The organism is Pseudomonas sp. M47T1 (genome assembly GCF_000263855.1).
Lineage (GTDB): Bacteria > Pseudomonadota > Gammaproteobacteria > Pseudomonadales > Pseudomonadaceae > Aquipseudomonas.
Map to the genome: position 1 here is coordinate 26293 of NZ_AJWX01000023.1, position 24088 is coordinate 50380.

General features: G+C 63.0%; 23 protein-coding genes and 1 other RNA gene. 14 read left to right on the forward strand and 10 right to left on the reverse strand.

From position 1 onward, the window contains the following. The first annotated feature begins 32 nt into the window (after positions 1 to 32). Positions 33 to 443: a flagellar basal body-associated protein FliL gene (locus PMM47T1_RS21240; RefSeq protein ID WP_008372849.1), complete on the forward strand. Its 411-nt coding sequence runs from the start codon at positions 33 to 35 to the stop codon at positions 441 to 443. Positions 444 to 446: 3 nt separating this feature from the next. On the opposite strand, the gene PMM47T1_RS21245 is transcribed toward PMM47T1_RS21240, so the two are convergent. Further along, a complete protein-coding gene (locus PMM47T1_RS21245) occupies positions 447 to 896 on the reverse strand; it encodes an EVE domain-containing protein (RefSeq protein WP_008372850.1) in 450 nt (149 codons plus the stop codon). A 197-nt stretch (positions 897 to 1093) separates the two neighbouring features. Here PMM47T1_RS21245 and PMM47T1_RS29560 point away from each other — a divergent pair, with 197 nt between their 5' ends. Next, positions 1094 to 1234, forward strand: coding sequence for a hypothetical protein (locus PMM47T1_RS29560; RefSeq protein WP_008372851.1), 141 nt, complete (start codon positions 1094 to 1096; stop codon positions 1232 to 1234). Positions 1235 to 1398: 164 nt separating this feature from the next. Here PMM47T1_RS29560 and PMM47T1_RS21250 read toward each other — a convergent pair whose 3' ends face one another. From PMM47T1_RS21250 to PMM47T1_RS21260, 4 genes are all read right to left on the reverse strand, one after another. Further along, complete coding sequence (locus PMM47T1_RS21250; protein WP_008372852.1) at positions 1399 to 2001, reverse strand: 5-formyltetrahydrofolate cyclo-ligase; 603 nt, start codon at positions 1999 to 2001, stop codon at positions 1399 to 1401. An 88-nt stretch (positions 2002 to 2089) separates the two neighbouring features. Then, a non-coding RNA gene (ssrS, locus tag PMM47T1_RS29210) (6S RNA) lies at positions 2090 to 2268 on the reverse strand. 31 nt (positions 2269 to 2299) lie between these two features. Continuing rightward, entirely contained in the window at positions 2300 to 2617 is a 318-nt protein-coding gene (locus tag PMM47T1_RS21255) for a cell division protein ZapA (protein WP_008372853.1), read from the reverse strand. Then, complete coding sequence (locus PMM47T1_RS21260; RefSeq protein WP_008372854.1) at positions 2614 to 2823, reverse strand: TIGR02449 family protein; 210 nt, start codon at positions 2821 to 2823, stop codon at positions 2614 to 2616. The genes PMM47T1_RS21255 and PMM47T1_RS21260 overlap by 4 nt, the downstream gene beginning before the upstream one ends. Positions 2824 to 2968: 145 nt before the next feature. Here PMM47T1_RS21260 and PMM47T1_RS21265 point away from each other — a divergent pair, with 145 nt between their 5' ends. From PMM47T1_RS21265 to gcvP, 9 genes are all read left to right on the forward strand, one after another. Next, the gene (locus PMM47T1_RS21265; protein WP_008372855.1) at positions 2969 to 3520 is read left to right on the forward strand and encodes a YecA/YgfB family protein; all 552 of its coding nucleotides are present in this window, start codon (positions 2969 to 2971) and stop codon (positions 3518 to 3520) included. Between the two features lie 19 nt (positions 3521 to 3539). Continuing rightward, positions 3540 to 4880 (forward strand): Xaa-Pro aminopeptidase, encoded by a 1341-nt coding sequence (gene pepP / locus PMM47T1_RS21270; RefSeq protein ID WP_043301353.1) that lies wholly within the window; start codon positions 3540 to 3542, stop codon positions 4878 to 4880. Beyond that, entirely contained in the window at positions 4877 to 6070 is a 1194-nt protein-coding gene (gene ubiH, locus PMM47T1_RS21275; protein ID WP_008372858.1) for a 2-octaprenyl-6-methoxyphenyl hydroxylase, read from the forward strand. Before pepP ends, ubiH begins: the two co-directional genes overlap by 4 nt. Positions 6071 to 6129: 59 nt before the next feature. Further along, the gene (locus tag PMM47T1_RS21280) at positions 6130 to 7344 is read left to right on the forward strand and encodes a 2-octaprenyl-3-methyl-6-methoxy-1,4-benzoquinol hydroxylase (RefSeq protein ID WP_177323398.1); all 1215 of its coding nucleotides are present in this window, start codon (positions 6130 to 6132) and stop codon (positions 7342 to 7344) included. A 161-nt stretch (positions 7345 to 7505) separates the two neighbouring features. Beyond that, positions 7506 to 8507 carry an extracellular solute-binding protein gene (locus PMM47T1_RS21285; protein ID WP_008372862.1) on the forward strand — a complete coding sequence of 334 codons (1002 nt, stop codon included), beginning with the start codon at positions 7506 to 7508 and terminating at the stop codon, positions 8505 to 8507. Between the two features lie 22 nt (positions 8508 to 8529). After that, positions 8530 to 10134: an ABC transporter permease gene (locus tag PMM47T1_RS21290; protein ID WP_008372863.1), complete on the forward strand. Its 1605-nt coding sequence runs from the start codon at positions 8530 to 8532 to the stop codon at positions 10132 to 10134. Between the two features lie 174 nt (positions 10135 to 10308). Continuing rightward, positions 10309 to 11391, forward strand: coding sequence for a glycine cleavage system aminomethyltransferase GcvT (gene gcvT, locus PMM47T1_RS21295; RefSeq protein WP_008372864.1), 1083 nt, complete (start codon positions 10309 to 10311; stop codon positions 11389 to 11391). Positions 11392 to 11435: 44 nt separating this feature from the next. Continuing rightward, positions 11436 to 11819, forward strand: a complete 384-nt coding sequence (gcvH, locus tag PMM47T1_RS21300) for a glycine cleavage system protein GcvH (protein ID WP_008372865.1) — start codon at positions 11436 to 11438, stop codon at positions 11817 to 11819. Positions 11820 to 11903: 84 nt separating this feature from the next. Further along, complete coding sequence (gene gcvP, locus PMM47T1_RS21305) at positions 11904 to 14780, forward strand: aminomethyl-transferring glycine dehydrogenase (RefSeq protein ID WP_008372866.1); 2877 nt, start codon at positions 11904 to 11906, stop codon at positions 14778 to 14780. Between the two features lie 56 nt (positions 14781 to 14836). Here the strand turns inward: gcvP and PMM47T1_RS21310 are convergent, their stop codons facing one another. From PMM47T1_RS21310 to PMM47T1_RS21320, 3 genes are all read right to left on the reverse strand, one after another. After that, complete coding sequence (locus PMM47T1_RS21310) at positions 14837 to 15160, reverse strand: DUF2388 domain-containing protein (RefSeq protein ID WP_043301355.1); 324 nt, start codon at positions 15158 to 15160, stop codon at positions 14837 to 14839. A gap of 76 nt (positions 15161 to 15236) precedes the next feature. Then, complete coding sequence (locus tag PMM47T1_RS21315) at positions 15237 to 17018, reverse strand: GspE/PulE family protein (RefSeq protein ID WP_008372868.1); 1782 nt, start codon at positions 17016 to 17018, stop codon at positions 15237 to 15239. A gap of 127 nt (positions 17019 to 17145) precedes the next feature. Further along, positions 17146 to 17469 (reverse strand): hypothetical protein, encoded by a 324-nt coding sequence (locus PMM47T1_RS21320; RefSeq protein ID WP_008372869.1) that lies wholly within the window; start codon positions 17467 to 17469, stop codon positions 17146 to 17148. A gap of 127 nt (positions 17470 to 17596) precedes the next feature. Between PMM47T1_RS21320 and PMM47T1_RS21325 the strand changes: the two genes are divergently transcribed. Further along, positions 17597 to 18070: an Lrp/AsnC family transcriptional regulator gene (locus PMM47T1_RS21325; protein WP_008372872.1), complete on the forward strand. Its 474-nt coding sequence runs from the start codon at positions 17597 to 17599 to the stop codon at positions 18068 to 18070. A 42-nt stretch (positions 18071 to 18112) separates the two neighbouring features. Here PMM47T1_RS21325 and PMM47T1_RS21330 read toward each other — a convergent pair whose 3' ends face one another. Next, entirely contained in the window at positions 18113 to 19480 is a 1368-nt protein-coding gene (locus tag PMM47T1_RS21330) for a CYTH domain-containing protein (protein ID WP_008372874.1), read from the reverse strand. 138 nt (positions 19481 to 19618) lie between these two features. Here PMM47T1_RS21330 and argE point away from each other — a divergent pair, with 138 nt between their 5' ends. Both argE and argA read left to right on the forward strand, forming a co-directional pair. Beyond that, positions 19619 to 20773, forward strand: a complete 1155-nt coding sequence (argE, locus tag PMM47T1_RS21335; RefSeq protein ID WP_008372875.1) for an acetylornithine deacetylase — start codon at positions 19619 to 19621, stop codon at positions 20771 to 20773. 130 nt (positions 20774 to 20903) lie between these two features. Continuing rightward, positions 20904 to 22205, forward strand: coding sequence for an amino-acid N-acetyltransferase (gene argA / locus PMM47T1_RS21340; protein ID WP_008372877.1), 1302 nt, complete (start codon positions 20904 to 20906; stop codon positions 22203 to 22205). Between the two features lie 105 nt (positions 22206 to 22310). On the opposite strand, the gene gshA is transcribed toward argA, so the two are convergent. Further along, positions 22311 to 23894, reverse strand: a complete 1584-nt coding sequence (gene gshA, locus PMM47T1_RS21345; RefSeq protein WP_008372879.1) for a glutamate--cysteine ligase — start codon at positions 23892 to 23894, stop codon at positions 22311 to 22313. Positions 23895 to 24088 lie beyond the last annotated feature (194 nt).

Consider the following 24088-nt stretch of genomic DNA (forward strand, 5'->3'; position numbering starts at 1 on the left):
ATGCTTGCGCCAATAGTATGAGGAGCGAATCTGTGAAAGCGTGGATCTTGATGGCGTTGGCCCTGACGCTGCCTGTGTCGGCCATGGCCGAGGAAGGCAAGGAAGAGGGCGGGGCACCTAAAGTCGCCTACATCACCCTGAGCCCGCCCTTCGTGGGCAACTACGCCCTGGACGGCAGCCCGCGGCTGCACGTGTACAAGGCGGACGTGGCATTGCGCGTGACCGGCCCCGAGGCTGAAGCGGCCGTGAAGCACCAGGACCCGCTGATTCGCAACCAGCTGGTGGCGCTGTTCACGCAGCAGACCGTGGAATCGATGAGCAACGTCGAATCCAAGGAAAAGCTGCGCCAGGAAGCCCTCAAGCAGGTTCAGCAGGTCATGACCAGCGAAGAAGGCAAACCCATGGTCGAGGACTTGCTGTTCAACAACCTGATCGTTCAATAAGGCTCAGCGCAACGCCAACACCGCCGCCCATTGTTCGGCAGTGACCGGCATCACCGACAGGCGGCTGCCCTTCTGTACCAGCGGCAGTTCGGCCAGTGCCGCCTGCTGTTTGAGGTAGCCCAACCCCAGTACTTTCGGGAAGGTTTCGACGTGGCTGACGTCCACGGCGCTCCAGGGGTTCTTGTCGGCGTTGGCCTTGGCGTCGTGATAGGCGCTCTCCGGGTCCAGCGCGGTGGGGTCGTCATAGGCTGCCACGCTGATGCGCGCAATGCCGGCGATGCCCGGCTCCGGGCAGCTTGAGTGGTAGAAGAAAAACTCGTCGCCCACCGCCATGGCGCGCAGGAAATTGCGTGCCTGGTAGTTGCGCACGCCATCCCAGCGGGCTTCGCTCAGCCGTGCCAGGTCTTTGATGGAGAGCTCGTCGGGCTCTGATTTCATCAGCCAGTAGGCCATCTGTAGTGCTCCGTATTTGTAACCAAACTTGCCAATGTGGCGATTTCGAGACAACCCGACGGTCGGTTGACGCCAGCGTTTGCGTGTAGCGTCATGTTGCCGCAGAATGCGCGCATTTTACGCTTCACATAATCACCCGGGCCATTTTCGTTCGCAGTGCCCGACATCATCATGATTGGCCTTAAGGGGGGCAATTGATGCGCCGTAAGCCGGATTTGCTGTGGGTTTTGGTTATTTTGTTTGGTTTGGGTGTTGTGACCACGGGTTACGCGCAGACGTTGTGGGACCGAAAGGCCAACGCGCCGGTGGAAGTGAGCGCCCCCGCGCAGTACCGCTGAATTGCGTCATGAAAAAAAGGCCCGTCGGTTCTCGCCGACGGGCCTTTTTTTGTGTGCCGTTTGCCTGATATTGACAAGGAGCTGCCGCAAGGCTGCGAAAAGGTCCGCAGGGCCTTCGGCGGTGCAGCGTCGATCGCGCTCAGCCTGGCGCCAGCTGCTATGGGTTATGCCAGGTACCAGCGGCGGTCCGACACCGTGCCCTGCAACGGCACGTCCCAAGTGGCCTGCGCCAGGCGTTCCACTTTCTGGCATTCATGGGCCAGGCCCAGCAGTGCTGGCTTCTGCCAGGCGTTGCGGCGGCTGCGATAGGCCAGGCTGCGGTCATAGAAGCCGCCGCCCATGCCCAACCGGCCACCCACTTCATCGAACCCCACCAGTGGCAGCAGGATCAGGTCCAGGGCCCAGATGGTGCGCTGGCGCGCAGGGTTGATGTGGGGCTCGGGAATGCGGAAGCGATTGCGACGATATGCCTCACCCGGGCGCACCCTCTGAAACACCATTTTGGTCCTTGGCCAGGCGCTGAGGACCGGCAGGTAGGTGTGCTTGCCCCGGCGCTGGGCTTCAGCCAGCAGCAGGCGAGGGTCGATTTCGCTGTCATTGGGCAGGTACAGGGCAACATGGCGGGCGCGGCGGAACAACGGGTGCTGGGCCAATTGGCGGTACAGCCCGCGGGCGGCCTGACGTTGCTGTGCGGGTGTCAGGGCGCGGCGCGCATCACGCAGCAGGCGGCGCAACTGAGGGCGCGAGAGGGGTGCGGATTCGGTCATGGCGAAGGCCATCCAGAAGCGCCCGGGCCGCGTGGCGCGGCGGGGCAAATACCCCTGCCGGCAAGGCCAGGCAGTGGCAGATAAAGCGAGACTCCCCGACGAACCGCTGTCGGTGTAGCCCTTGAACCCGAAAGTTCAAGGTGGAGATTGCAGGAGGCGTTAAGGCTTTCCGTCAAGCGGACATGCGCACCGGCCCCAGCGTGCAACCCCCGTGGTTGTGCGTATCGGCTCAGGGACATGACCGACTGGCAAGCACTCCAGGGAGCGGCGCAAGTATACCCGAAACAATCGCAATGTTTCAGCCCCGGGTTTCATCCTGATCAGTGGCAAGCACCAGATCCACGCGTTCAAGCAGGTCGCGTACCTGCTCGCGGGTGGAGCCGTTGGCAGCCAGCTCCGGCGTCTCCTGCTTGTGCAACAGGTCATGGGTGATGTTCAGTGCGGCCATCACTGCAATGCGGTCGGCGCCGATCACTTTGCCGCTGCTGCGGATCTCGCGCATCTTGCCGTCCAGGTAGCGCGCCGCGCTGACCAGGTTGCTGCGCTCCTCCGGTGGGCAAATGATCGAATACTCTTTGTCGAGGATCTGAACAGTGACGCTATTGCTTGAACTCATGAGTCTTGCTCCAGGGCCTTGAGGCGCGAAATCATTGATTCGACCTTGTGCCGGGCGATTTCATTTTTTTCGATGAGGGTTGCGCGCTCCTCGCGCCAGGTCTTTTCCTGAGCTAATAGGAGTCCGTTTTGCCGTTTTAGTTGCTCGACTCGGTCGATGAGTTGCTCGAGTCTGCCCATCAGCGCTTGCAGGTCGTTCTGTTCCATGGGGTCCCGTTCGATACGATCGGTGAAAGCCAAGGCCTTGGCTGTTAACTAACGAGTTGGCCGCTTCGATGGTCTTGGCGCGCCTGCCGGTGCTAGGATACAAGGTCTTCATTCTAGTCATTGCGCCGCCTGGCGCCTAGTTGCCATGTCTATTCAGAAATCCCCGTACCAAGGCTTCGCCGACCTCCTCAATGCAGGTGGTCATCCCGTTTCTCCCGCCGAGCTGCACGGCCTGTTGCTGGGCCGCAGTTGCGCGGGCGCCGACTTTGACGCCGACAGCTGGCTGGCCGATGCCGCGCTGCTGCTCGAGACCGAGCCGCAGGACAACGTGCGCAACGCGCTGATTGGCCTGCAGCAGATGGTCAAGGGCGAGCTCACCGGTGACGACGTGACCATTGTCATCCTGTTACCGGCCGACGACACCTCGCTGACCGAGCGCGCCACTGCGCTGGGCCAGTGGTGCCAGGGCTTCCTCAATGGGTTCGGCCTGAACACCGGCGGCAAGGACCTGAGCGTCGATGCCAAGGAGATTCTCCAGGACATGGCCGCCATCGCCCAGGTCCAGGAAGCGCTGGAAGAGTCCGAGGACGCCGAAAGCGACTATATGGAAGTGATGGAATACCTGCGCGTGGCGCCGATGCTGCTCTTCACCGAGTGCGCCAAACCGGTCGCGGCTGCCAAGCCTTCCCTGCACTGATGCGAAAAGGGGCTCCCCTGTGCCAGTAACTCATATCCCTAAGTCGGAATACGCTCGTCGACGCAAGGCTCTGATGGCGCAGATGGAGCCCAACAGCATTGCCATACTGCCGGCGGCGGCCGTGGCCATTCGCAACCGCGACGTGGAACACGTGTACCGTCAGGACAGCGACTTCCAGTACCTGAGCGGCTTTCCCGAGCCCGACGCGGTGATTGCCCTGATCCCTGGGCGCGAACACGGTGAGTACGTGCTGTTCTGCCGTGAGCGCAACCCCGAGCGTGAGCTGTGGGATGGCCTGCGTGCCGGCCAGGAAGGCGCGATTGCCGACTTCGGCGCCGATGATGCGTTTCCCATCACCGACATTGACGACATCCTGCCGGGCCTGATCGAGGGTCGCGACCGGGTGTACACGGCCATGGGCAGCAACACCGAGTTCGATCGCCACCTGATGGAGTGGATCAACGTGATCCGCTCCAAGGCCAACCTCGGCGCGCAGCCGCCCAACGAATACTTGGCGCTGGACCACTTGCTGCACGACATGCGCCTGTATAAATCGGCAAACGAAGTGAAGGTCATGCGCCACGCCGCGCAGATCTCCGCGCGTGCCCATGTGCGGGCCATGCAGGCCTGTCGCGCAGGGCTGCACGAGTTCAGCCTGGAAGCCGAGCTGGACTACGAATTTCGCAAGGGCGGGGCCAAGATGCCCGCCTATGGCTCCATCGTCGCCGCCGGCCGCAACAGTTGCATCCTGCACTATCAGCAGAATGACGCCGTGCTCAGGGACGGCGACCTGGTGCTGATCGACGCCGGTTGCGAAATAGACTGCTACGCCAGCGATATCACTCGCACCTTTCCGGTGAGCGGCAAGTTTTCGCCCGAACAGAAAGCCATCTACGAGTTGGTGCTCAAGTCCCAGGAAGCGGCGTTTGCCGCCATTGGCCCCAACCGGCACTGGAACGAGGCGCACGAGGCCACCGTGCGGGTCATCACCCAAGGGCTGGTGGCTCTGGGCCTGCTGCAGGGCGAGGTCAGCGAACTGATCGTCAGCGAAGCCTACCGCGCGTTCTACATGCACCGTGCCGGTCACTGGCTGGGCATGGACGTGCATGACGTCGGCGACTACCGAGTGGGCGGCGAATGGCGGGTGCTGGAGCCGGGCATGAGCCTTACGGTCGAGCCCGGTATCTACATCAGCCCCGACAACCTGAACGTTGCGAAGAAGTGGCGCGGGATTGGCGTGCGCATCGAAGACGATGTGGTGGTAACCCGCACCGGCTGCGACATTCTTACCCGCGACGTGCCAAAAACCGTCGCCGAAATCGAGGCCTTGATGGCTCAAGCACGTACCGAGGCCGCATGAATCGCGTCAATCTGGCAATCATTGGTGGCGGGCTGGTCGGCGCCAGCCTGGCCCTGGCCCTGCAAGCCGGCGCCAAGGCGCGGGGCTGGAAGATCATGCTGATCGAGCCGTTTGCGCCGGGCGATACTTATCAGCCCAGCTACGACGCGCGTTCTTCGGCGCTGTCCTTTGGCACCCGGCAGATCTACGAGCGCCTTGGGCTGTGGCAGGCCATTCATCGCCGCGCCGAGCCCATCCGGCAAATCCACGTGTCCGATCGTGGCCGCTTTGGCGTTACCCGCCTGACCGCGCTGGAAGAAGGCGTGCCGGCCCTGGGCTACGTGGTTGAAAATGCCTGGCTGGGCCAATGCCTGTGGCAAGCCCTGGACCCGGAAGTGGTGAGCTGGCGCGTGCCGGCGGAAGTTACCCGCCTGCAGGTGCTGGAGGGAGGCTATCGCCTGACCCTCAACGATGACACCAGCCTGGACTGCGACCTGGCCGTACTGGCCGATGGTGGGCGCTCCGGCCTGCGCGAACAGGTGGGTATCGGCGTGCGCCAGCGGCCCTACGATCAGAGCGCGCTGATCGCCAACATCACGCCCAGCCAGCCCCACGAAGGTCTGGCATTCGAGCGCTTCACCGACGATGGGCCCATGGCCTTGCTGCCGCTGCCCGATAACCGCTGTGCGCTGGTGTGGACGCGCCAGGGTATGGACGCCAGGCGCCTGGTCGAGCTCGACGAACGCAGCTTCCTCAGGGAATTGCAGGGCGTGTTTGGTTATCGCCTGGGCACTTTCAAGCAGGTCGGTGCCCGTCATTTGTACCCGCTGACCTTGATCGAGGCCGAAGAACAGGTGCGCTCCAACCTCGTGGTGCTGGGCAACGCCGCTCATGCGCTGCACCCCATCGCCGGCCAGGGTTTCAACCTGTCCCTGCGCGATGTGCAGTCGCTGGCCGACGCCTTGCTGGCCAGCCAGGCGCCCCTGGGTGACTTTACTACCCTGCAGCGCTACCGTGAGCGCCAGCGCCAGGATCAGGACCTGACGGTCGGCTTTTCCGACAAGGTCACGCGCCTGTTTGGTTCGTCCCAACCGCTGGTGGCTGCCGGGCGCAACCTGGGCCTGCTGGGCCTGGACCTGTTGCCGCCGGCCAAGCGCTGGTTCGCCCGCCAGGCCATGGGCCTGGGTACCCGCGCTGACATGCAGGGTTGAGCATGACGGTATCGGTTTTCTTCCCTTTCAATTCCGTGGAACAGGCTTGAAGCATGGAAATGCGTGCAGATCTGGTAGTAGTCGGCGCCGGCATGGTGGGCAGTGCCCTGGCCCTGGCGTTGCAGAACGGCGGCCTGGAAATACTGGTGGTCGACGGCAGCCCCCTGAGCGTCAAGGCGTTCGACCCCCAGGCGGCTTTCGAGCCGCGGGTGAGTGCCTTGTCTGCCGCCAGCCAGCGCATACTGGAGCGCCTGGGCGCCTGGCAGGGTATTGCCCGCCGCCGCGCCAGCCCCTATGGCGACATGAGCGTGTGGGACGGTAGCGGCACGGGCCACGTGCACTTCAGCGCGGCCAGTGTGCATGCCGAGTCGCTGGGCCATATCGTCGAGAACCGCGTGGTCCAGGACGCCTTGCTCGAACAGCTGCACGACAGTGACATCGGTCTTGTGGCCAATGCGCGCCTGGAGCAGATGCGCCGCTCCGGCGATGATTGGCTGCTGAGCCTGGCCGATGGCCGTAGCGTGCGCACGCCGCTGGTGATTGCCGCCGATGGCGCGCACTCGGCGGTGCGGCGCCTGACGGGCTGCGAGACGCGCGAGTGGGATTACCTGCACCACGCCATCGTCACCAGCGTGCGCTGTTCGGCACCGCATCAGCGTACCGCATGGCAGCGTTTTACCGACGATGGCCCCTTGGCGTTCCTGCCGCTGGCCCACGCCGATGAACACTGGTGCTCGATCGTCTGGTCCACCACCCCCAAGGAAGCCGAACGCCTCATGGCGCTGGACAGCGGCGCCTTCTGCGCCCAGTTGGAGCGCGCATTCGAAGGCCGCCTGGGCCATGTCGAGCACGCCGATGCGCGCGTCTGCGTGCCATTGCGCCAGCGTCACGCCAAGCGTTACGTGGCCGAGGGCCTGGCGTTGATCGGCGACGCGGCACACACCATTCACCCGCTGGCTGGGCAGGGTGTGAACCTTGGTTTTCTCGACGCCGCAGTGCTGGCCGAAGAGTTGCTTCACGCCAACGGCCGAGGCGAGCGCCTGGCCGATGCGCGCGTGCTCAGCCGCTACGAGCGCCGCCGCATGCCGCACAACCTGGCGCTGATGGCCGCCATGGAAGGCTTCGAGCGCCTGTTCCAGGCCGACCCGCTGCCACTGCGCTGGCTGCGCAACAGCGGCCTGAAATGCGTGGAGCAAATGCCCGAGGCCAAAGCCCTGTTCGTACGCCAGGCGCTGGGCTTGAGCGGCGACCTGCCGGAGCTGGCCAAGCCCTGACTCCCCGGAGCTGCGGTGTGTCAGGCAATGCGCGGCTTGCGCCGCTACGCGATGCAGAATTTCGGGAAACATCTGGTAACTGCTTGCTTTCGACTTCGATTGAGATGGCAAATGCGTTTCTCTACCATTTGCCCTTCATTCGATTCCGAGGGTAATTTCCCATGCTGGCAACCAAGCGCGTCTTCATTGCACTGGCACTTACCTTGTTTGCCAACGAAGCCCGTGCGGCGGATGAAGTGGTGGTGTATTCCTCGCGCATCGACGAGCTGATCAAACCGGTGTTCGACGCCTACACCGCGAAAACCGGTGTCACTATCAAGTTCATCACTGACAAGGAAGCGCCGCTGATGCAGCGCATCAAGGCCGAGGGCAGCCATGCCACCGCCGATCTGCTGCTGACCGTGGATGCCGGCAACCTCTGGCAGGCCGAGCAAATGGGCATCCTGCAGCCCCTGCAGTCCAGTGTCATCGATGCCAACATCCCGGCTCAATACCGCGCCGCCAGCCATGAGTGGACCGGCTTGAGCCTGCGCGCACGCACCATTGTCTATTCCACCGAGCGGGTGAAACCCCAGGACCTCTCCACCTACGAAGCCCTGGCGGACAAGCAGTGGGAGGGGCGCCTGTGCCTGCGCACGGCGAAGAAGGTCTACAACCAGTCACTCACTGCCACGCTGATTGAAACCCACGGGGCCTTGCAGACCGAAGCCATCCTCAAGGGGTGGGTCAACAACCTGTCCACCGACGTGTTCTCAGACGACATCGCGGTGCTGAAGGCCATCAAGGCAGGCCAGTGCGACGTGGGCATCGTCAACACCTACTACTACGGCCGTCTGCATCGCCAGGATCCGCAGTTGCCCATCAAGCTGTTCTGGCCCAACCAGGAGGATCGTGGCGTGCACGTGAACCTGTCGGGCATTGGCCTTACCCGTCATGCCCCGCACCCGGAGGCGGCCAAGGCCCTGGTGGAATGGATGACCGGCGCCGAGGCGCAGAAAATCTTTGCCGACACCAACCAGGAATTCCCGGCCAACCCTCAGGTCCAGCCCTCGGCCGAAGTGGCGAGCTGGGGCACGTTCAAAGCCGATACCTTGCCGGTGGAAATCGCCGGCAAGCGCCAGGCCGAGGCTATTCGACTGATGGACCGCGCTGGCTGGAATTGAGCCTGCGGGCGCAAGACTGATCATGCGCAACGCTGTCCAGCGCCGTTGGTATGTCCCCGTGTTCGCCATGGCGGCGCTGGTGTTGTTGCCTCTCAGCGTCCTGCTGCTGTCCTGGCAGAGCATCGACACGTCGATCTGGCAGCACCTGTGGGCCACCCAACTGCCGCGCCTGCTGGGCAATACCCTGACGCTGCTGGTGGGGGTGGGCATTGGCGTTACGCTACTGGGCGTCAGCCTGGCCTGGTTGACCAGCCTGTGCCAGTTTCCTGGCCGCCGCTGGCTGGACTGGGCACTGATGCTACCGTTTGCCATCCCTGCGTATGTGCTGGCCTTCGTTTTCGTCGGCCTGCTGGACTTCGCCGGGCCCTTGCAGGCATTGCTGCGCGAATGGTTCGGCAGCGATGTGCGCCTGCCGCGAGTGCGCTCTACGGGTGGCGTCATCGCGGTGCTGGTGCTGGTGTTCTACCCCTACGTCTACCTGCTGGCGCGTACTGCCTTCCTGGCCCAGGGGCGTGGGTTGATGGAGGCTGCGCGTGTGCTGGGGCAAACGCCCTGGCAGGCGTTCTGGCGCGTGGCACTGCCCATGGCGCGGCCGGCTATTGGTGCCGGTGTGGCCTTGGCCATGATGGAAACTCTGGCCGACTTCGGTGCGGTGGCGGTGTTCAACTTCGATACTTTTACCACGGCTATCTACAAGACCTGGTACGGGTTCTTCAGCCTGTCCAGCGCGGCCCAATTGGCCAGCCTGCTGTTGTTGGCCGTGATTGTGGTGCTGTACGGCGAACGTCGGGCCCGTGGCGCGGCCCATGCTGGCAGCGAACGGGTGCGCGGCCATTTGCTGTACCGCCTGCGGGGCTGGAGGGCCGCGGCCGCTACAGGCTGGTGTAGCCTGGTGTTCGCCTGCGCGTTCGTGGTGCCGGTGCTGCAATTGATCGTCTGGTGTTGGCAGCGCGGGCGCTTCGACTTGGACGAACGGTACCTGGGCCTGATTCTGCACACGTTGTACCTCGGCACGCTGGCGGCACTGCTAACCGTGGTGCTGGCGCTGGTGTTGGTATTCGCGCGGCGGCTGGCGCCTACCCGGGGCATCAGCCTCGGCGTGGGGCTGGCCAACCTGGGCTACGCGCTGCCGGGGTCGGTACTGGCGGTGTCGATCATGTTGGCCTTCAGCTACCTGGATACCGCGCTGATTATTCCGCTGGCAGGCAGGCCGCTGCTGCTCGGCAGCCTGAGCGCCTTGTTGCTGGCCTACCTGGTGCGCTTCATGGCCGTGGCCCATGGCCCACTGGAAAGCAGCCTGGCGAAGATCCGGCCATCCTTGCCCGAGGCGTCCCGCAGCCTGGGGGTGGCAGGGCTGCCATTGTTCTTGCGGGTCTACGTGCCGCTGCTGTTGCCGGGGGCCTTGAGTGCAGCCTTGCTGGTGTTTGTCGATGTGCTCAAGGAAATGCCCGCTACGCTGTTGATGCGGCCCTTTGGCTGGGACACGCTGGCCGTGCGCATCTTTGAAATGACCAGTGAAGGAGAGTGGGCGCGGGCGTCCTTGCCGGCCTTGACCCTGGTGCTGGCCGGCCTGTTGCCGGTGATCGGGCTGATTCGACGTTCGGCACGACGGATCGGTCAAACCTGAAGGCACCTCTGCCCAGAGGTGTCAGGGCCGCGCCTTGCGGCTACAATGCGCGGCATTCGGCGCGGCCGGTCATTGTGATCTGGTCTTTCAGGCACCCCGCAAAGCACTGTTCCAGAGCCTTTCGGGTGATTTGCCCAGTATTCGCGCCTTCGCCAAGCCCGGAAGGAGAAACCCATGGGACAGCGTACGCCTCTCTATGACCTGCATTTGGCGCTGGGCGCCAAAATGGTCGATTTTGGCGGTTGGGACATGCCCCTGCATTATGGATCGCAGGTCGAGGAGCACCACCAGGTGCGCCGTGACTGCGGTGTGTTCGACGTGTCACACATGACCGTCATCGACATTGGCGGGCCCCAGGCCCGGGTTTTTCTCCAGCGCCTGCTGGCCAATGATGTAGCGCGCCTGCAGGATCACGGTTCGGCCCTTTACAGCGCCATGCTCGACGAGCACGGCGGCATCGTCGATGACATGATTGTGTACCTGGTGGGGAGCGATTTTCGCCTGGTGGTCAACGCCGCCACGCGCGATCAGGACCTGGCCTGGATCGAAGGTGTCAGCGCCGGTTTCGACGTTCAGGTTACCGAGCGGCCCGAACTGGCCATGCTCGCTATCCAGGGGCCCCAGGCGCGGCATAAGGTCGCGCAGTTGGTGAGCCAGGCGCGTGCCAATCTGATTGCTCAACTCAAGCCCTTCCAGGGCCTGGCCGACGGCGATTGGTTTATCGCCCGTACTGGTTACACCGGCGAAGACGGCCTGGAAATTGTGTTGCCGGCCATCGAGGCCCCCGGCTTTTTCAACGACCTGGTTGGCGCCGGCATTGCCCCGATAGGCCTGGGAGCCCGGGATACGCTGCGTCTGGAGGCGGGCATGAACCTGTACGGCCAGGATATCGACCAGGCGCATTCGCCGTTGGCATCGAACATGGCCTGGAGTATCGCCTGGGAACCGGGCGACCGTGATTTCGTTGGCCGCGCGGCGCTGGAAGCCGAACGTGGCCAGGGTATTGGTGAAAAACTGGTCGGCCTGGTGCTGGAAGAGCGCGGTGTGTTGCGTGCTCACCAGGTGGTACGGGTCGCAGAAATTGGCGAAGGGGAGATCACCAGTGGTAGTTTCTCTCCTACGTTGAGCAAATCGATCGCCCTGGCGCGCGTACCGATGGCCACCGCCGACCGAGCCGAGGTGGAAATCCGCGGCAAGTGGTACCCGGTACGGGTGGTGCGTCCCACGTTCGTGCGCCATGGAAAAACCCTGATCTGAATTTTTGCGGGCCTGCCGCTGACCCTGTTGAGGACAAGAAAATCATGAGCGATATCCCAGCTGACCTGCGTTTTGCCGAAAGCCACGAGTGGGCGCGCCTGGAAGCCGATGGCACGCTAACCGTGGGTATTTCCGACCATGCCCAGGAAGCCCTGGGTGACGTGGTGTTCGTGGAATTGACCGAAGTGGGCAACGTATTTGCCGCAGGCGATGCTGCGGGCGTGGTCGAGTCGGTAAAGGCCGCCTCAGACATTTACTCGCCCGTTTCGGGCGAGGTCATTGCAGTAAACGACGCGCTGGACGGCAGCCCCGAGCTGTTGAACACCGAACCGTACAGCGCCTGGATCTTCAAGCTCAAGCCAAGCGACACGGCTGAGCTGGACAAGCTGCTGGACGCCGCAGGTTACAAAGCCGCCATCGGCGAGTAACTTCCGGGCGCGGGCGGCAATCTCTTTCTAGACTGAACCAGGCCTCGACCCGTCGAGGCCTTGTCCTGTGAAGAGAGAGCCGTCATGTCCCGGTTGCCATCGCTCAGCGAACTGCAAGACCCCGATGCCTTCCCTCGGCGCCACCTGGGCCCCGATGGCGCTGAACAGCGCGCCATGCTCGATGCCCTTGGCCTTGCCAGCCGCGTCGAACTAATAGAACAAACCGTCCCCCCGAGCATTCGCTTCAACCGTGCGCTGCAATTGCCCGCTGCACTGGATGAAACCGCTGCGCTAAGCAAACTGCGTGGCTATGCCGAGCAGAACCAGTTGTGGACCAGCCTGATCGGCATGGGGTACCACGCCACCTTGACCCCCGGGGTGATACTGCGCAATGTGCTGGAAAACCCTGGCTGGTACACCGCGTACACGCCTTATCAACCTGAAATAGCCCAAGGCCGCCTGGAAGCACTGCTCAATTTCCAGCAGATGACCATCGACCTGACCGGGCTGGAGCTGGCGAACGCCTCGCTGCTGGATGAAGCCACGGCCGCCGCCGAGGCCATGGCCTTGGCGCGGCGGGTAAGCAAATCGAAGAGCCCGCGGTTCTTCATCGACAGCCAATGCCATCCGCAAACCCTCTCCGTGGTGCAGACCCGCGCCGACGGCTTTGGCATAGAGTTGGTGGTCGACACTGTGGCCAACCTGGCCGCCCATGATGTGTTCGGCGCGGTGTTGCAGTACCCCGATACCCACGGCGAAGTGCGCGACCTGCGGCCGCTGATCGACCACCTGCATGCCCACCAGGCTATCGCTTGCGTTGCGGCGGACCTGCTAAGCCTGCTGGTGCTCACGCCGCCCGGCGAGATGGGCGCCGACGTGGTGTTCGGCTCCTCGCAGCGCTTCGGCGTGCCCATGGGTTACGGCGGCCCTCACGCCGCCTATTTTGCCAGCCGCGAGGACTACAAACGCGCGGTGCCAGGGCGCATCATCGGCGTGTCGAAGGATGCGCGCGGCAACGTTGCCTTGCGCATGGCACTGCAAACCCGCGAGCAACATATCCGCCGCGAAAAGGCCAACTCCAACATCTGCACCGCCCAGGTGTTGCTGGCCAATATCGCCGGTTTCTATGCTGTTTACCACGGCCCTGTGGGCCTGCGCCGCATTGCCCAGCGGGTCCACCGGCTCACGCAAATACTGGCCGAGGGGCTTGAACGCAAGGGCATCAAACGCATCAACCAGCACTTTTTCGACACCCTGACCCTGGACGTGGGGGGCGTGCAAACCGCCATTCTCGAAAGCGCCCAGGCAGCCCGGGTCAACCTGCGCATTAGCGGGCGTGGGCACGTCGGCCTGAGCCTGGATGAAACCTGTGACGCAGCCACTGTACGGCTGCTGTGGGACATTCTGCTGGGGGCCGATCACGGTCTTGACGTGAACGCGCTGGATGCCGAGGCGCTGGCCGTTGGGATTCCTGCGGGCCTTGAGCGCACCTCGGATTACCTGACCCCCCCAGTGTTCAATCAACATCACAGCGAAACCGAGATGCTGCGCTACCTCAAGCAGCTGGAAAACAAGGACCTGGCCCTCAACCAATCGATGATTGCACTGGGCTCCTGCACCATGAAACTCAACGCCACCAGCGAGATGATTCCCATCACCTGGCCCGAGTTTGCCAATTTGCATCCGTTCGCGCCGGTGGAACAGGCGCGCGGCTACAAGGCTATGATTGACGAACTGGAACACTGGCTGTGCGCGATCACCGGCTTCGATGCCATTTGCATGCAGCCCAACTCCGGTGCCCAGGGTGAATACGCAGGCTTGCTGGCCATCCGCAAGTACCACGAGAGCCGCCAGCAGGGGCAGCGCAACATCTGCCTGATCCCGGCCTCGGCCCACGGCACCAATCCGGCTTCTGCGCAGATGGCCAGCATGCAGGTGGTGATTGTCGAGTGCGACGAGGCGGGTAACGTCGACCTCGACGACCTCAAGGCCAAGGCCCAGGCGGCCGGCGATAAGCTTTCGTGCCTGATGGCGACCTACCCATCCACCCACGGGGTGTACGAGGAGGGCATCGTCGAGATCTGCGAGGTCATCCACCAGCATGGTGGCCAGGTGTACATGGACGGTGCCAACCTCAATGCCCAGGTGGGTGTGGCGCGGCCAGCCGACATCGGTGCCGACGTATCACACATGAACTTGCACAAGACCTTCTGCATACCCCATGGCGGCGGTGGGCCGGGCATGGGGCCGATAGGCGTGCGCGCGCACCTGGCACCCTTCGTGGCCAACCACCCGGTGGTGCCGATCGATGGGCCATTGCCGAACAACGGTGCGGTCAGCGCAGCGCCCTGGGGCAGCGCGAGTATCCTGCCCATCAGCTGGATGTATATCGCCATGATGGGGCCACAACTGGTGGATGCCACCGAGGTCGCCATCCTGTCCGCCAACTACCTGGCGCAGCAGTTGGGCGGAGCGTTTGCGGTGCTGTACAGCGGCCGTAATGGCCGGGTGGCGCATGAGTGCATACTTGACCTGAGACCGCTCAAGGCGCTGAGCGGCATCAGTGAGGAGGACGTTGCCAAGCGCTTGATGGACTACGGTTTCCACGCCCCGACCATGTCATTTCCGGTGCCGGGCACGTTGATGATCGAGCCCACCGAAAGCGAATCGAAAGCGGAGCTGGATCGCTTTGTCGAAGCCATGCTCAGCATTCGCGCTGAAATCGCCCAGGTTGCCGAGGGGCAGTGGCCTGCCGAGGACAACCCGCTCAAGCGTGCCCCGCACACCCTTGCCGATATAACTGGAATGTGGGAACGACCCTATTCCATCGCCCAGGCAATTACCCCCAGCAGCCACACTCGGGCGCACAAGTACTGGCCAACGGTGAACCGGGTCGACAACGTGTATGGGGACAGAAATTTGTATTGCGCATGCGTGCCAGTGGATGACTACAGAACATAATGGCCGACTAGCCATGTGGGAGCTGGCTTGCCAGCTCCCACATGGGGGCTACAACGTCATTCTGCTGCCACGGGTTCGGCGCCCTTGATCAGGATGGCGTTGGCCAGTTCCATGTCGGTGGCTTTGAGCCCCGGGTTATCGCTGCGAACCTGTTGCATGGCAGCGGCCAGGTAAGGCCCCTCGATGGTGCCGTTGCTGGCGACGTAGCTGCCAGCGTCGTCCTGTGCGGCGACAATCAGCTTGTGATGACGAAACGTCAGGTAGGTCGAACCGGTGGTTGCACCGGAAGACAGGACGTCTCTCAGGAAACCGTCGGCCATGGCAGAGCCGACAGGTACGGACAGCAGAGCGAGTGTTACGACGGCAGTTTTCAGACGCATGATGGGTGACTCCGACAGGGATTATCTCGCTATTTTGATGCTAAAGCCCTGGGCGGAGTTCCCGATGCGCGGCGCACTATTTCAAATCGTTCCTGGGGGTCACCCGCAGCACCTCTTCCAGGGTGGTGTGGCCGGCGGCTATTTTCTGTGCGCCGGACAGCCGAAGGCTGCGCATGCCTTCCATGACTGCGCGACGCTTGAGTGACAGCAGGTCGGTTTCGGCCTGAATGTGGGCCTTCACCGTATCAGTCATCTGCATGATTTCGTATACCCCGGCGCGCCCGCGAAAGCCCGTGTCCCGGCATTCCGCGCAGCCGATGGCGCGGTGAGCCTGGGTAGGCAGTGGCGCCTGCCAGGGGCGGGTCAGGGCCTGCCAGTCATCCTCTTCCAAGGGTTGCGGCGCCTTGCAGTGCGGGCACAGGGTACGCACCAGGCGTTGGGCCATTACCCCCAGCAAGGTGGCTTTCACCAGGTAATGCGGCACCCCCAGTTCCAGCAGCCGGCTGATGGCACTGGGCGCGTCGTTGGTGTGCAGGGTGGACAGCACCAAGTGGCCGGTGAGCGCTGCCTGGATCGCCATTTCGGCGGTTTCCAGGTCGCGTATTTCACCAATCATGATGATGTCCGGGTCCTGGCGCATCAGTGCGCGCACGCCGCTGGCGAAGGTCAGGTCGATATTGTGCTGCACCTGCATCTGGTTGAATGCCGGCTCCACCATCTCGATGGGGTCTTCGATGGTGCACAGGTTCACCTGAGGCGTGGCCAGGCGCTTGAGGGTGGTGTACAGGGTGGTGGTCTTGCCCGAGCCGGTGGGGCCGGTCACCAGGATAATGCCGTTGGGCTGGCTGATCATGTCTTCCCAGCGGCGCAGGTCATCGCCGCCGAAGCCCAGGTCGTGAAAGTCCTTGAGCAGCACTTGCGGGTCGAAGATACGCATCACCATCTTCTCGCCAAAGGCGGTGGGCAGGGTGGACAGGCGCAGCTCCACTTCGCCGCCCTGGGGCGTCTTGGTTTTCACCCGGCCGTCCTGGGGTTTGCGCTTCTCGGCGACGTTCATGCGCCCCAGGCTTTTCAGGCGGCTGACAATGGCCATGGTGACCTGAGTGGGGAACTGGTAGACGTTGTGCAGGATGCCGTCGATGCGAAACCGCACCGTGCCTTGCTCGCGGCGCGGTTCAATGTGGATATCGCTGGCCCGCTGCTGGAAGGCGTACTGGAACAGCCAATCGACGATGTTGACGATGTGCGCATCGTCGGCGTCCGGCTCCTGGTCGCTGGCCCCCAGGTTGAGCAACTGTTCGAAGTTGCCCAGGGTGCTGCCACGCTGGTCGCTGCTGTTGGCGCCGCTGACCGAGCGGGCCAGGCGGTAGAATTCCATGGTGAAGCGCTGGATTTCAGCCGGATTGGCCACCACGCGCTTGATGGGACGCTTGAGTACGTGGGTGAGGTCGGCTTCCCAACTGCACACAAAAGGCTGTGCGCTGGCCACGGTCACGGCTGTGCGGGAGACGGCCACGGCGAGAATTTTGTGGCGCTGGGCGAAGCCGTAGGACATCAGCGGCGTCAGCGCCGCCACGTCGATTTTCAGCGGGTCGATGCGCAGGTAGGCCTGGCCGGCCTGTTGCGCCAGCCAGAGGGTCAGTTGTTCAAGATCCAGGTATTTGCCGGGGCGGCTCTGGTCTTCCAGTTGCTGGGCGGCAATGAATTCCAGCGGGTGCAGTTGACTGTTGCGCAACGCCTGGCGGCAGGCCATGGCGTGCTCGGCTGAGTCCTGGCTGAGAAACCCTTGGTCGACCAGGTCGTGCAACAGATCATTCAAATCCAGCCAGCGGTCCTCAGTAATGGTAGCGACGGACATGCGGGCTCCTTGGCTCGTTCTACGACGCACAGGTCAGCAAGCGGCGCCTGAGCGTGAACGATAGACCGGGGAATCGCGCTGATGTTGCCCACTATGGCTGGAAAAGTTACCGGGCCTTGCGCCGCGATCAGCCTGCGGCGGCCAGGCACTCGTGGTCCGCGGCCTGCAGCTCTACGGAGACTACGCAGACCAGGTTGAGCATTTTGTTGCTGATGACTTCGGCGCGGTGCCAGCTGAGGCCATCAACGCTTAATTCCATGTGCAGCAGGTCGTCTGTGCGCACTACGTTCAGCGCTGTTGGCGTCAGGTATTGCATGGCCAGCAGGTTGAGCACGCGGCACAGGCTGTCGGGCTCGGCTTCGGCCACCAGGCGGTAGTGAACCAGGCAGGTGGCCTGACGGCCGTTCCAGTGATCGCTGCGGGTGGGCAGGTGGGCTTCATGGATGGACATGGCGGGCTTCCAAAAAACGATGCGCACAGCTTTGCACGCTCACCGGGGTATTTCTTGCCTCAAAACGCTAAGCAGTCATCGGTTTTGAATTGTATGATTCATTTTCTGGCAATAAAGGGGAATAGTTATGCAAGGTGAGCTGGATCAGTACGATCGGCGCATCCTGGCGCTGCTGCAAGAGGATGCGTCACTGTCCAGCGCACAGATCGCCGAGCAGGTGGGCCTGTCGCAATCGCCGTGCTGGCGGCGCATACAGCGGCTCAAGGAGGAGGGCGTGATACGGGCGCAGGTTACCCTGCTGGACCGCAAGAAGATCGGCCTTAACACGCAGATATTCGCCGAGGTCAAACTCAACGCCCACGGCCGCTCCAACTTTACCGAGTTCACCGACGCGATTCGCGGTTTTCCGGAAGTGCTGGAATGCTATGTGCTGATGGGGTCGGTGGATTTCTTGCTGCGCATCGTTACCCCGGATATCGAGGCCTATGAGCGGTTTTTCTTTGAAAAACTGTCGCTGGTGCCGGGCATCCAGGAAGTGAATTCGACCGTGGCGCTGTCGGAGATCAAGTCCACCACCAGCTTGCCGGTGCTGCGCAGTTAAGCCAGTGGGAGCTGGCTTGCCAGCTCCCACAGCTCACATCAATTACTTACGCAGGATCTGCTTCCACGCGCGGCTCTGGGCTACGGTCAGCGCCTGGTGGACGCGGGCTTCCAGCACTTCGTCACTGATGTCGGTGTAGGCCAGTTCGTGCAGCTTGTTCAGCTCGCCGTACAGGCGGTCGACTTCCGGCAGGTCCAGCACGTTGCGGGCGTGATGCAGCCAGGCCTGAATGCGCTCGATGCGTGGCAGCTGCTCGGCCAGGTCTTCAGGCTGCTGCTGATAGCGGCCCAACTGCAAGGCGGTGGCTTCTTCGCCAAGGAAGTGGCCCAGCCAGTTCATCAGTTGCGCAGCGCCCTGGCGGTTGCCACGGTTGTTGCGCTCCACGGTCCAGGCGCGGTCCATCAGCCAGCGCGAAGTGTTCAGCGAGAACAGGCCCCAGCGGGTGTCCTGCAGCTCTTCGGCGAACTGCTCGGGCGCGGCCTTGCGAACATCTTCGTCTTCCTGGCCGGCCTGCACCAGCGGGCGCCAGTCTTCCAGTAGCGCGTCCAGGCTCAGGCGCAGTTCGTGCGTGGTGCTGCGCGGCGCGGCCTGGCCGAGGCTGCCAGCCAGGGCACGCAGCTCGATCAGTTGCGCTACCCAGTCCTGCAGCAAGCGCCAGTGACCATTGAAGCGGTATTGTTCGGCCAGGCGCTGGCTAGTGCCCAACAGGTGCCAGGCCAGGGCGGTGAAGGCATCGTCCAGGGGCATCTCGGCGTTCAGCTCTGGCGCCGGCAGGCTCAGGGCATAGCTGCCCGGTTCGGCCAGGCGGTAGCCGCGCTCGGCCTTGCTGATATCGCATGGCATCAGCGGCAGCTTGATGGCCAGCTCGGCGGCGAGTTCCAGCAGGGCCGCAGGCTCGCCTTCGCGCAGTTCGAGTTCCAGCTCGCAGATCTCTTCGGATTGCTTGCCAACGATAACCTTGCCCAGGTCCAGCGCAGCTTCGATCACCACCTTGGCCTTGCCGCGGCCCCAGGCGATTTCCGCACGCTCGCGAACGAAGTCGGTGGTGAACACCGGCTTGATGGTTTTCTTGTCCAGCTCGGCCAGCTCTTGCGGCCAGCATTCGCCGTCCAGCTTCTTCAGGTCCAGCTTGGCCTTGGTCAGGTCCCAGTTGTACTCGTTGCGCTCGGACAGGCCGGCGATGCTCTGGCCGCGAGTCTTCAGGGTCTGGATGATCTCGTCGCCATCCTTGCGCAGGCGCAGGGCAACCTTGGCGCCGGCCAGCTCGCCGGTGGGGGTGTCGAAGTACTGATTGAACAGCTCACGGCGTTCCCAGCCACTTTTGTTGCGCTTTTTCAGCAACGGGTGTTCGCGCAATTCAGCCAGGGTTTCAGGGCTGACGCGCAGTTTGATTTCGGTTTCTTTTTGCATGGCGGGAGAATCCAGGCGCTGTTCTGATAGGAGCGCAGATGACTGCTAAGGCCGTGCAGTGTACAGCAGTCCCATCCCGGCGGTTTATTCTCGGTACTCAATGGCTCTATGATGGGGTTCGCCAACTGGAGAATGCCCATGCCGCTGCCCTCATTCAAAGAGCAATTCGCCGCCTTGATCGCAGCGCCATCGGTGAGTTGTACCCAGGCCAGCCTGGACCAGTCCAACAAGCCGGTCATCGACCTGTTGGCCAGTTGGCTGGGCGACCTGGGCTTTGCCTGCGACATTCGTGAAGTGTTGCCTGGCAAGTTCAACCTGCTGGCCAGCCGTGGTACCGGCCCCGGTGGCCTGGTGCTGTCGGGCCACAGCGACACGGTGCCCTACGACGAAAAGCTCTGGCAGACCGACCCGCTCAAGCTCACCGAAGTGGATGGCCGCTGGGTAGGGCTGGGCAGTTGCGACATGAAGGGCTTCTTCGCCCTGATCATCGAGGCCGTGTTGCCGCTGCTTGCGCACGACTTCAAGCAGCCGCTGCTGATCCTGGCCACCTGCGACGAGGAAAGCTCCATGGCCGGCGCCAAGGCCCTGGCCGCGGCCGGCTGGCCATTGGGCCGCGCGGCGGTGATCGGCGAACCTACCGGGCTCAAGCCTATCCGCCTGCACAAGGGCGTGATGATGGAGCGCATCGACATTCTGGGGCGCAGCGGCCATTCCTCCGACCCAAGCCTTGGCCACAGCGCCATGGAAGCCATGCACGGCGCCATCAGCGAACTGATGGGCCTGCGCAAGCAGTGGCAGGTGGAATACAACAACCCGCAGTTCAGCGTGCCGCAACCCACCTTGAACTTCGGCTGCATTCATGGCGGTGACAACCCCAACCGAATCTGCGGCCAGTGCTCGCTGGAATTCGACCTGCGGCCCCTGCCGGGCATGGACCCCAAGGCACTGCGGGCGGCCATTCGCCAGAAGCTTGAGCCGCTGGCTGAACTGCACCAGGTGAAAATCGACTACGCACCGTTGTTCAGCGAAGTGCCGCCCTTCGAGCAGTCGGCCGACAGCGAGCTGGTACGGGTAGCCGAACGCCTGACCGGCCATCGGGCGGAAGCGGTGGCATTCGGCACCGAAGCACCTTATCTTCAGCGCCTGGGTTGCGAGACCCTGATCCTGGGGCCGGGAGACATCGCCTGTGCTCACCAGCCCGGGGAATTCCTGGAAATGTCACGCTTGGAGCCTACTGTGCGTCTATTGCGTGAGTTGATCGAATATTACTGCCTGCAACCGGTCGGCCACTAAACGCCGACGTTGCTCATTCGTAGAGATAAAGAGGAGAGTCCGCGTGTTGCCAAGCCTGTTACGACGATAACCAGCAGCCTGCTGTGCGTTCCCACGTTGCTCGTCCACTTTTTTACAGGCTTTTGAAGTTATGCCCGAATACGTCAATTGGCTCCGTCACGCCTCTCCGTACATCAACGCCCACCGGGACTGCACCTTCGTGGTCATGCTGCCCGGCGATGGCATCGAACACCCCAACTTCGGCAACATCGTCCACGACCTGGTGCTGTTGCACAGCCTGGGCGTGCGCCTGGTGCTGGTGCACGGTTCGCGCCCGCAGATCGAAAGCCGCCTGGCCGCCCGTGGGCTCACCCCGCACTACCATCGCGGCTTGCGCATTACCGATGCCGCCACCCTGGAGTGCGTGGTGGACGCGGTGGGTGCCTTGCGCATCGCCATCGAGGCGCGCCTGTCCATGGACATGGCCTCGTCGCCCATGCAGGGCGCGCGCCTGCGCGTGGCCAGCGGTAACCTGGTCACCGGCCGGCCCATTGGCGTGCTCGAAGGCATCGATTACCACCACACCGGCGAAGTACGCCGGGTTGATCGCAAGGGCATCAATCGCCTGCTGGACGAGCGCTCCATCGTGCTGCTGTCGCCGCTGGGTTACTCGCCCACCGGTGAAGTGTTCAACATTGCCTGTGAAGACGTGGCCACCCGCGCGGCCATTGATCTGGAAGCCGACAAGCTGTTGCTTTTTGGCGAAGATCACGGCCTGATCGGTGAAAATGGCAAGCTGGTGCGCGAATTGCGCCCGCAACAGGTGCCTGCGCACCTGGAGCGCCTGGGCATGGAAAACTACCAGGCCGAGTTGCTCGATGCCGCCGCGCAAGCGTGCAAGGGCGGCGTGGGCCGCAGTCATATCGTCAGCTATGTGGAAAACGGCGCGCTGTTGACCGAGCTGTTCACCCGCGACGGTGGCGGCACATTGGTTGCCCAGGAACAGTTCGAGCAGGTACGCGAGGCGACGATCGAAGACGTTGGCGGGCTGTTGGACCTGATCAGCCCGCTGGAAGAACAGGGCATCCTGGTGCGTCGTTCCCGCGAGGTGCTGGAGCGCGAGATCGAGCAATTCAGTGTGGTTGAGCGCGAAGGCATGATCATCGCTTGCGCGGCCCTGTACCCCATTGCCGATTCTGAAGCCGGTGAGTTGGCCTGCCTGGCGGTAAATCCTGAGTACCGCCATGGCGGTCGTGGTGATGAGCTGCTGGAGCGCATTGAAGCCCGTGCACGGGAAATGGGGCTCAATACCCTGTTCGTACTGACGACCCGCACGGCGCACTGGTTCCGCGAGCGCGGTTTCGAGCCCAGCGGCGTAGAGCGCCTGCCAGCGGCACGGGCGTCGCTGTACAACTACCAGCGCAACTCGAAAATCTTCGAAAAAGCGCTGTAGGCTCGCTCGATAACCGCGTCGAACCCTTCGCGGGCACTGCCCGCTCCTTCAAGAATTGCGATCTTTAGGAGCGGGCTGTGCCCGCGAAGGGCGCGCCGCGAGGTATCAGTTGCTGATTGCCAGGATACTGGCCTGGTAGGAGCCCACGAAAGTATCGAAATCGCCTACCTCGGTCTGCTCCAGTTCAGCCTGCTGAGCAATGGACTTGCGCGCCATTTCCTCGAACTTCGCCTGTTCTTCCACGCTCAGTGACTGGCTGCGGAAGTATTCGGCGTGGGCCTGGCTCTGGCGCAGCGAGAACTGCGTGAAGCTTTCCTTGTGCTGGGCCATGCTTGCCAACACCTGCGCCGAAGGCGTGAGTGAAGGGTCGCTGACCTTGGCGCGCTGGGCGGCCAGGGCCTTGGCGTGCTCGTCGCCGCCATGGCTCTGGTCGAGCAACTCGGCGAGGGGCGCGATCTGGTCCAGCAGGTCGCTGGCCCATTGCTTGAGTTCCACCTGCTGCCCATCGCGCTGCAATTGCAGGCCAGGCTTGCGACCTTCCTTGACCACGCTGAGGAAGTTGTTGGTGGCGCCGCCGCATTCGACGCTTTCCAGCAGCGGGCTTTCCTGCAAGGCGCAGTACAGCAGGAAGGCGTCCAAAAAACGTGCTTCGGGCAGGTCGACGCCGGTGGGCAGGAACGGGTTGATGTCCAGGCAGCGCACTTCAACGTACTGCACGCCGCGGGCCATCAGCGCCTGGATAGGCCGCTCGCCGGTGTAGGTCACGCGTTTGGGGCGGATGTTGGAGTAGTACTCGTTCTCGATCTGCAGGATGTTGGTGTTCAACTGAACCCATTCGCCATCCTTGTGCGTGCCGATTTCCACGTACGGGGCATAGGGCGTGGCCACGGCCTTGCGCAGGCTGTCGGTGTAGCTGGCCAGGTCGTTGTAGCACGGCGTAAGCCCGGCTTGGGCGTTGCTCTGGTAACCCAGGTCGCTCATGCGCAGGCTGGTGGCGTAGGGCAGGTACAGGGTGTCGGCATCCAGCTGTTCGAGCTGGTGGCCGCGGCCGCGCAGGAAACCTGCGTCCAGGGCCGGCGAGGCACCGAACAGGTACATCAGCAGCCAGCTGTAGCGACGGAAGTTGCGGATCAGTGCAATGTAGGCCGATGACTGATAGTCACGGTCGCTCTGCACGGCGCCTTCGGCTTCGCGCAGCAGCGGCCACAGCTGCTCGGGCAGCGAGAAATTGTAGTGAATGCCGGCGATGCACTGCATGGTGCGGCCGTAGCGCAGGGCCAGGCCCTGGCGGTACACGTACTTGAGCTGGCCGATGTTGGAGGTGCCGTAATAGGCAATCGGAATATCTTCCTCGGCCGGCAGCGGGCAGGGCATCGAGGGGCTCCAGAGGAACTCGTTGCCCAGCTTGGAATAGGCGAAGCGGTGGATCTTGTCCAGGCTTTGCAGGGTCTGCGCCGGGTCGCTCAAGGCTGGGGTAATGAACTCCAGCAGCGATTCGGAATAGTCCGTGGTGATCTGTTCGTTGGTCAGCGCGGCGCCCAGCGCTTCGGGGTGCGGCGTTTGCGCCAGGCGGCCTTGGGCCGTGACGCGCAGGCATTCGCGCTCGATGCCGTGCAGGCAGTGCTCGAGCAGGGTCAGGTTGGCTCGCTCGCCCAAGAGGCGCAGGCGGCGGTTGAGAATTTCGCTCAAGTTGGATTCCTTCACGCGTCAGTCGCCCCAATATGGGGGTAGAGTTGACGGTCTACAAGGGTGACGAAAGGAACCGGCGTTGTCGCCTGGTCATACTGCTTAGTGTCAGACATTTCGCCAGACGTTCAGCTTTTCCCAGGTAGTCGATTCCGGCACCGCGTACGCAGTGCCGAAATTAACTCATTAGGGATACA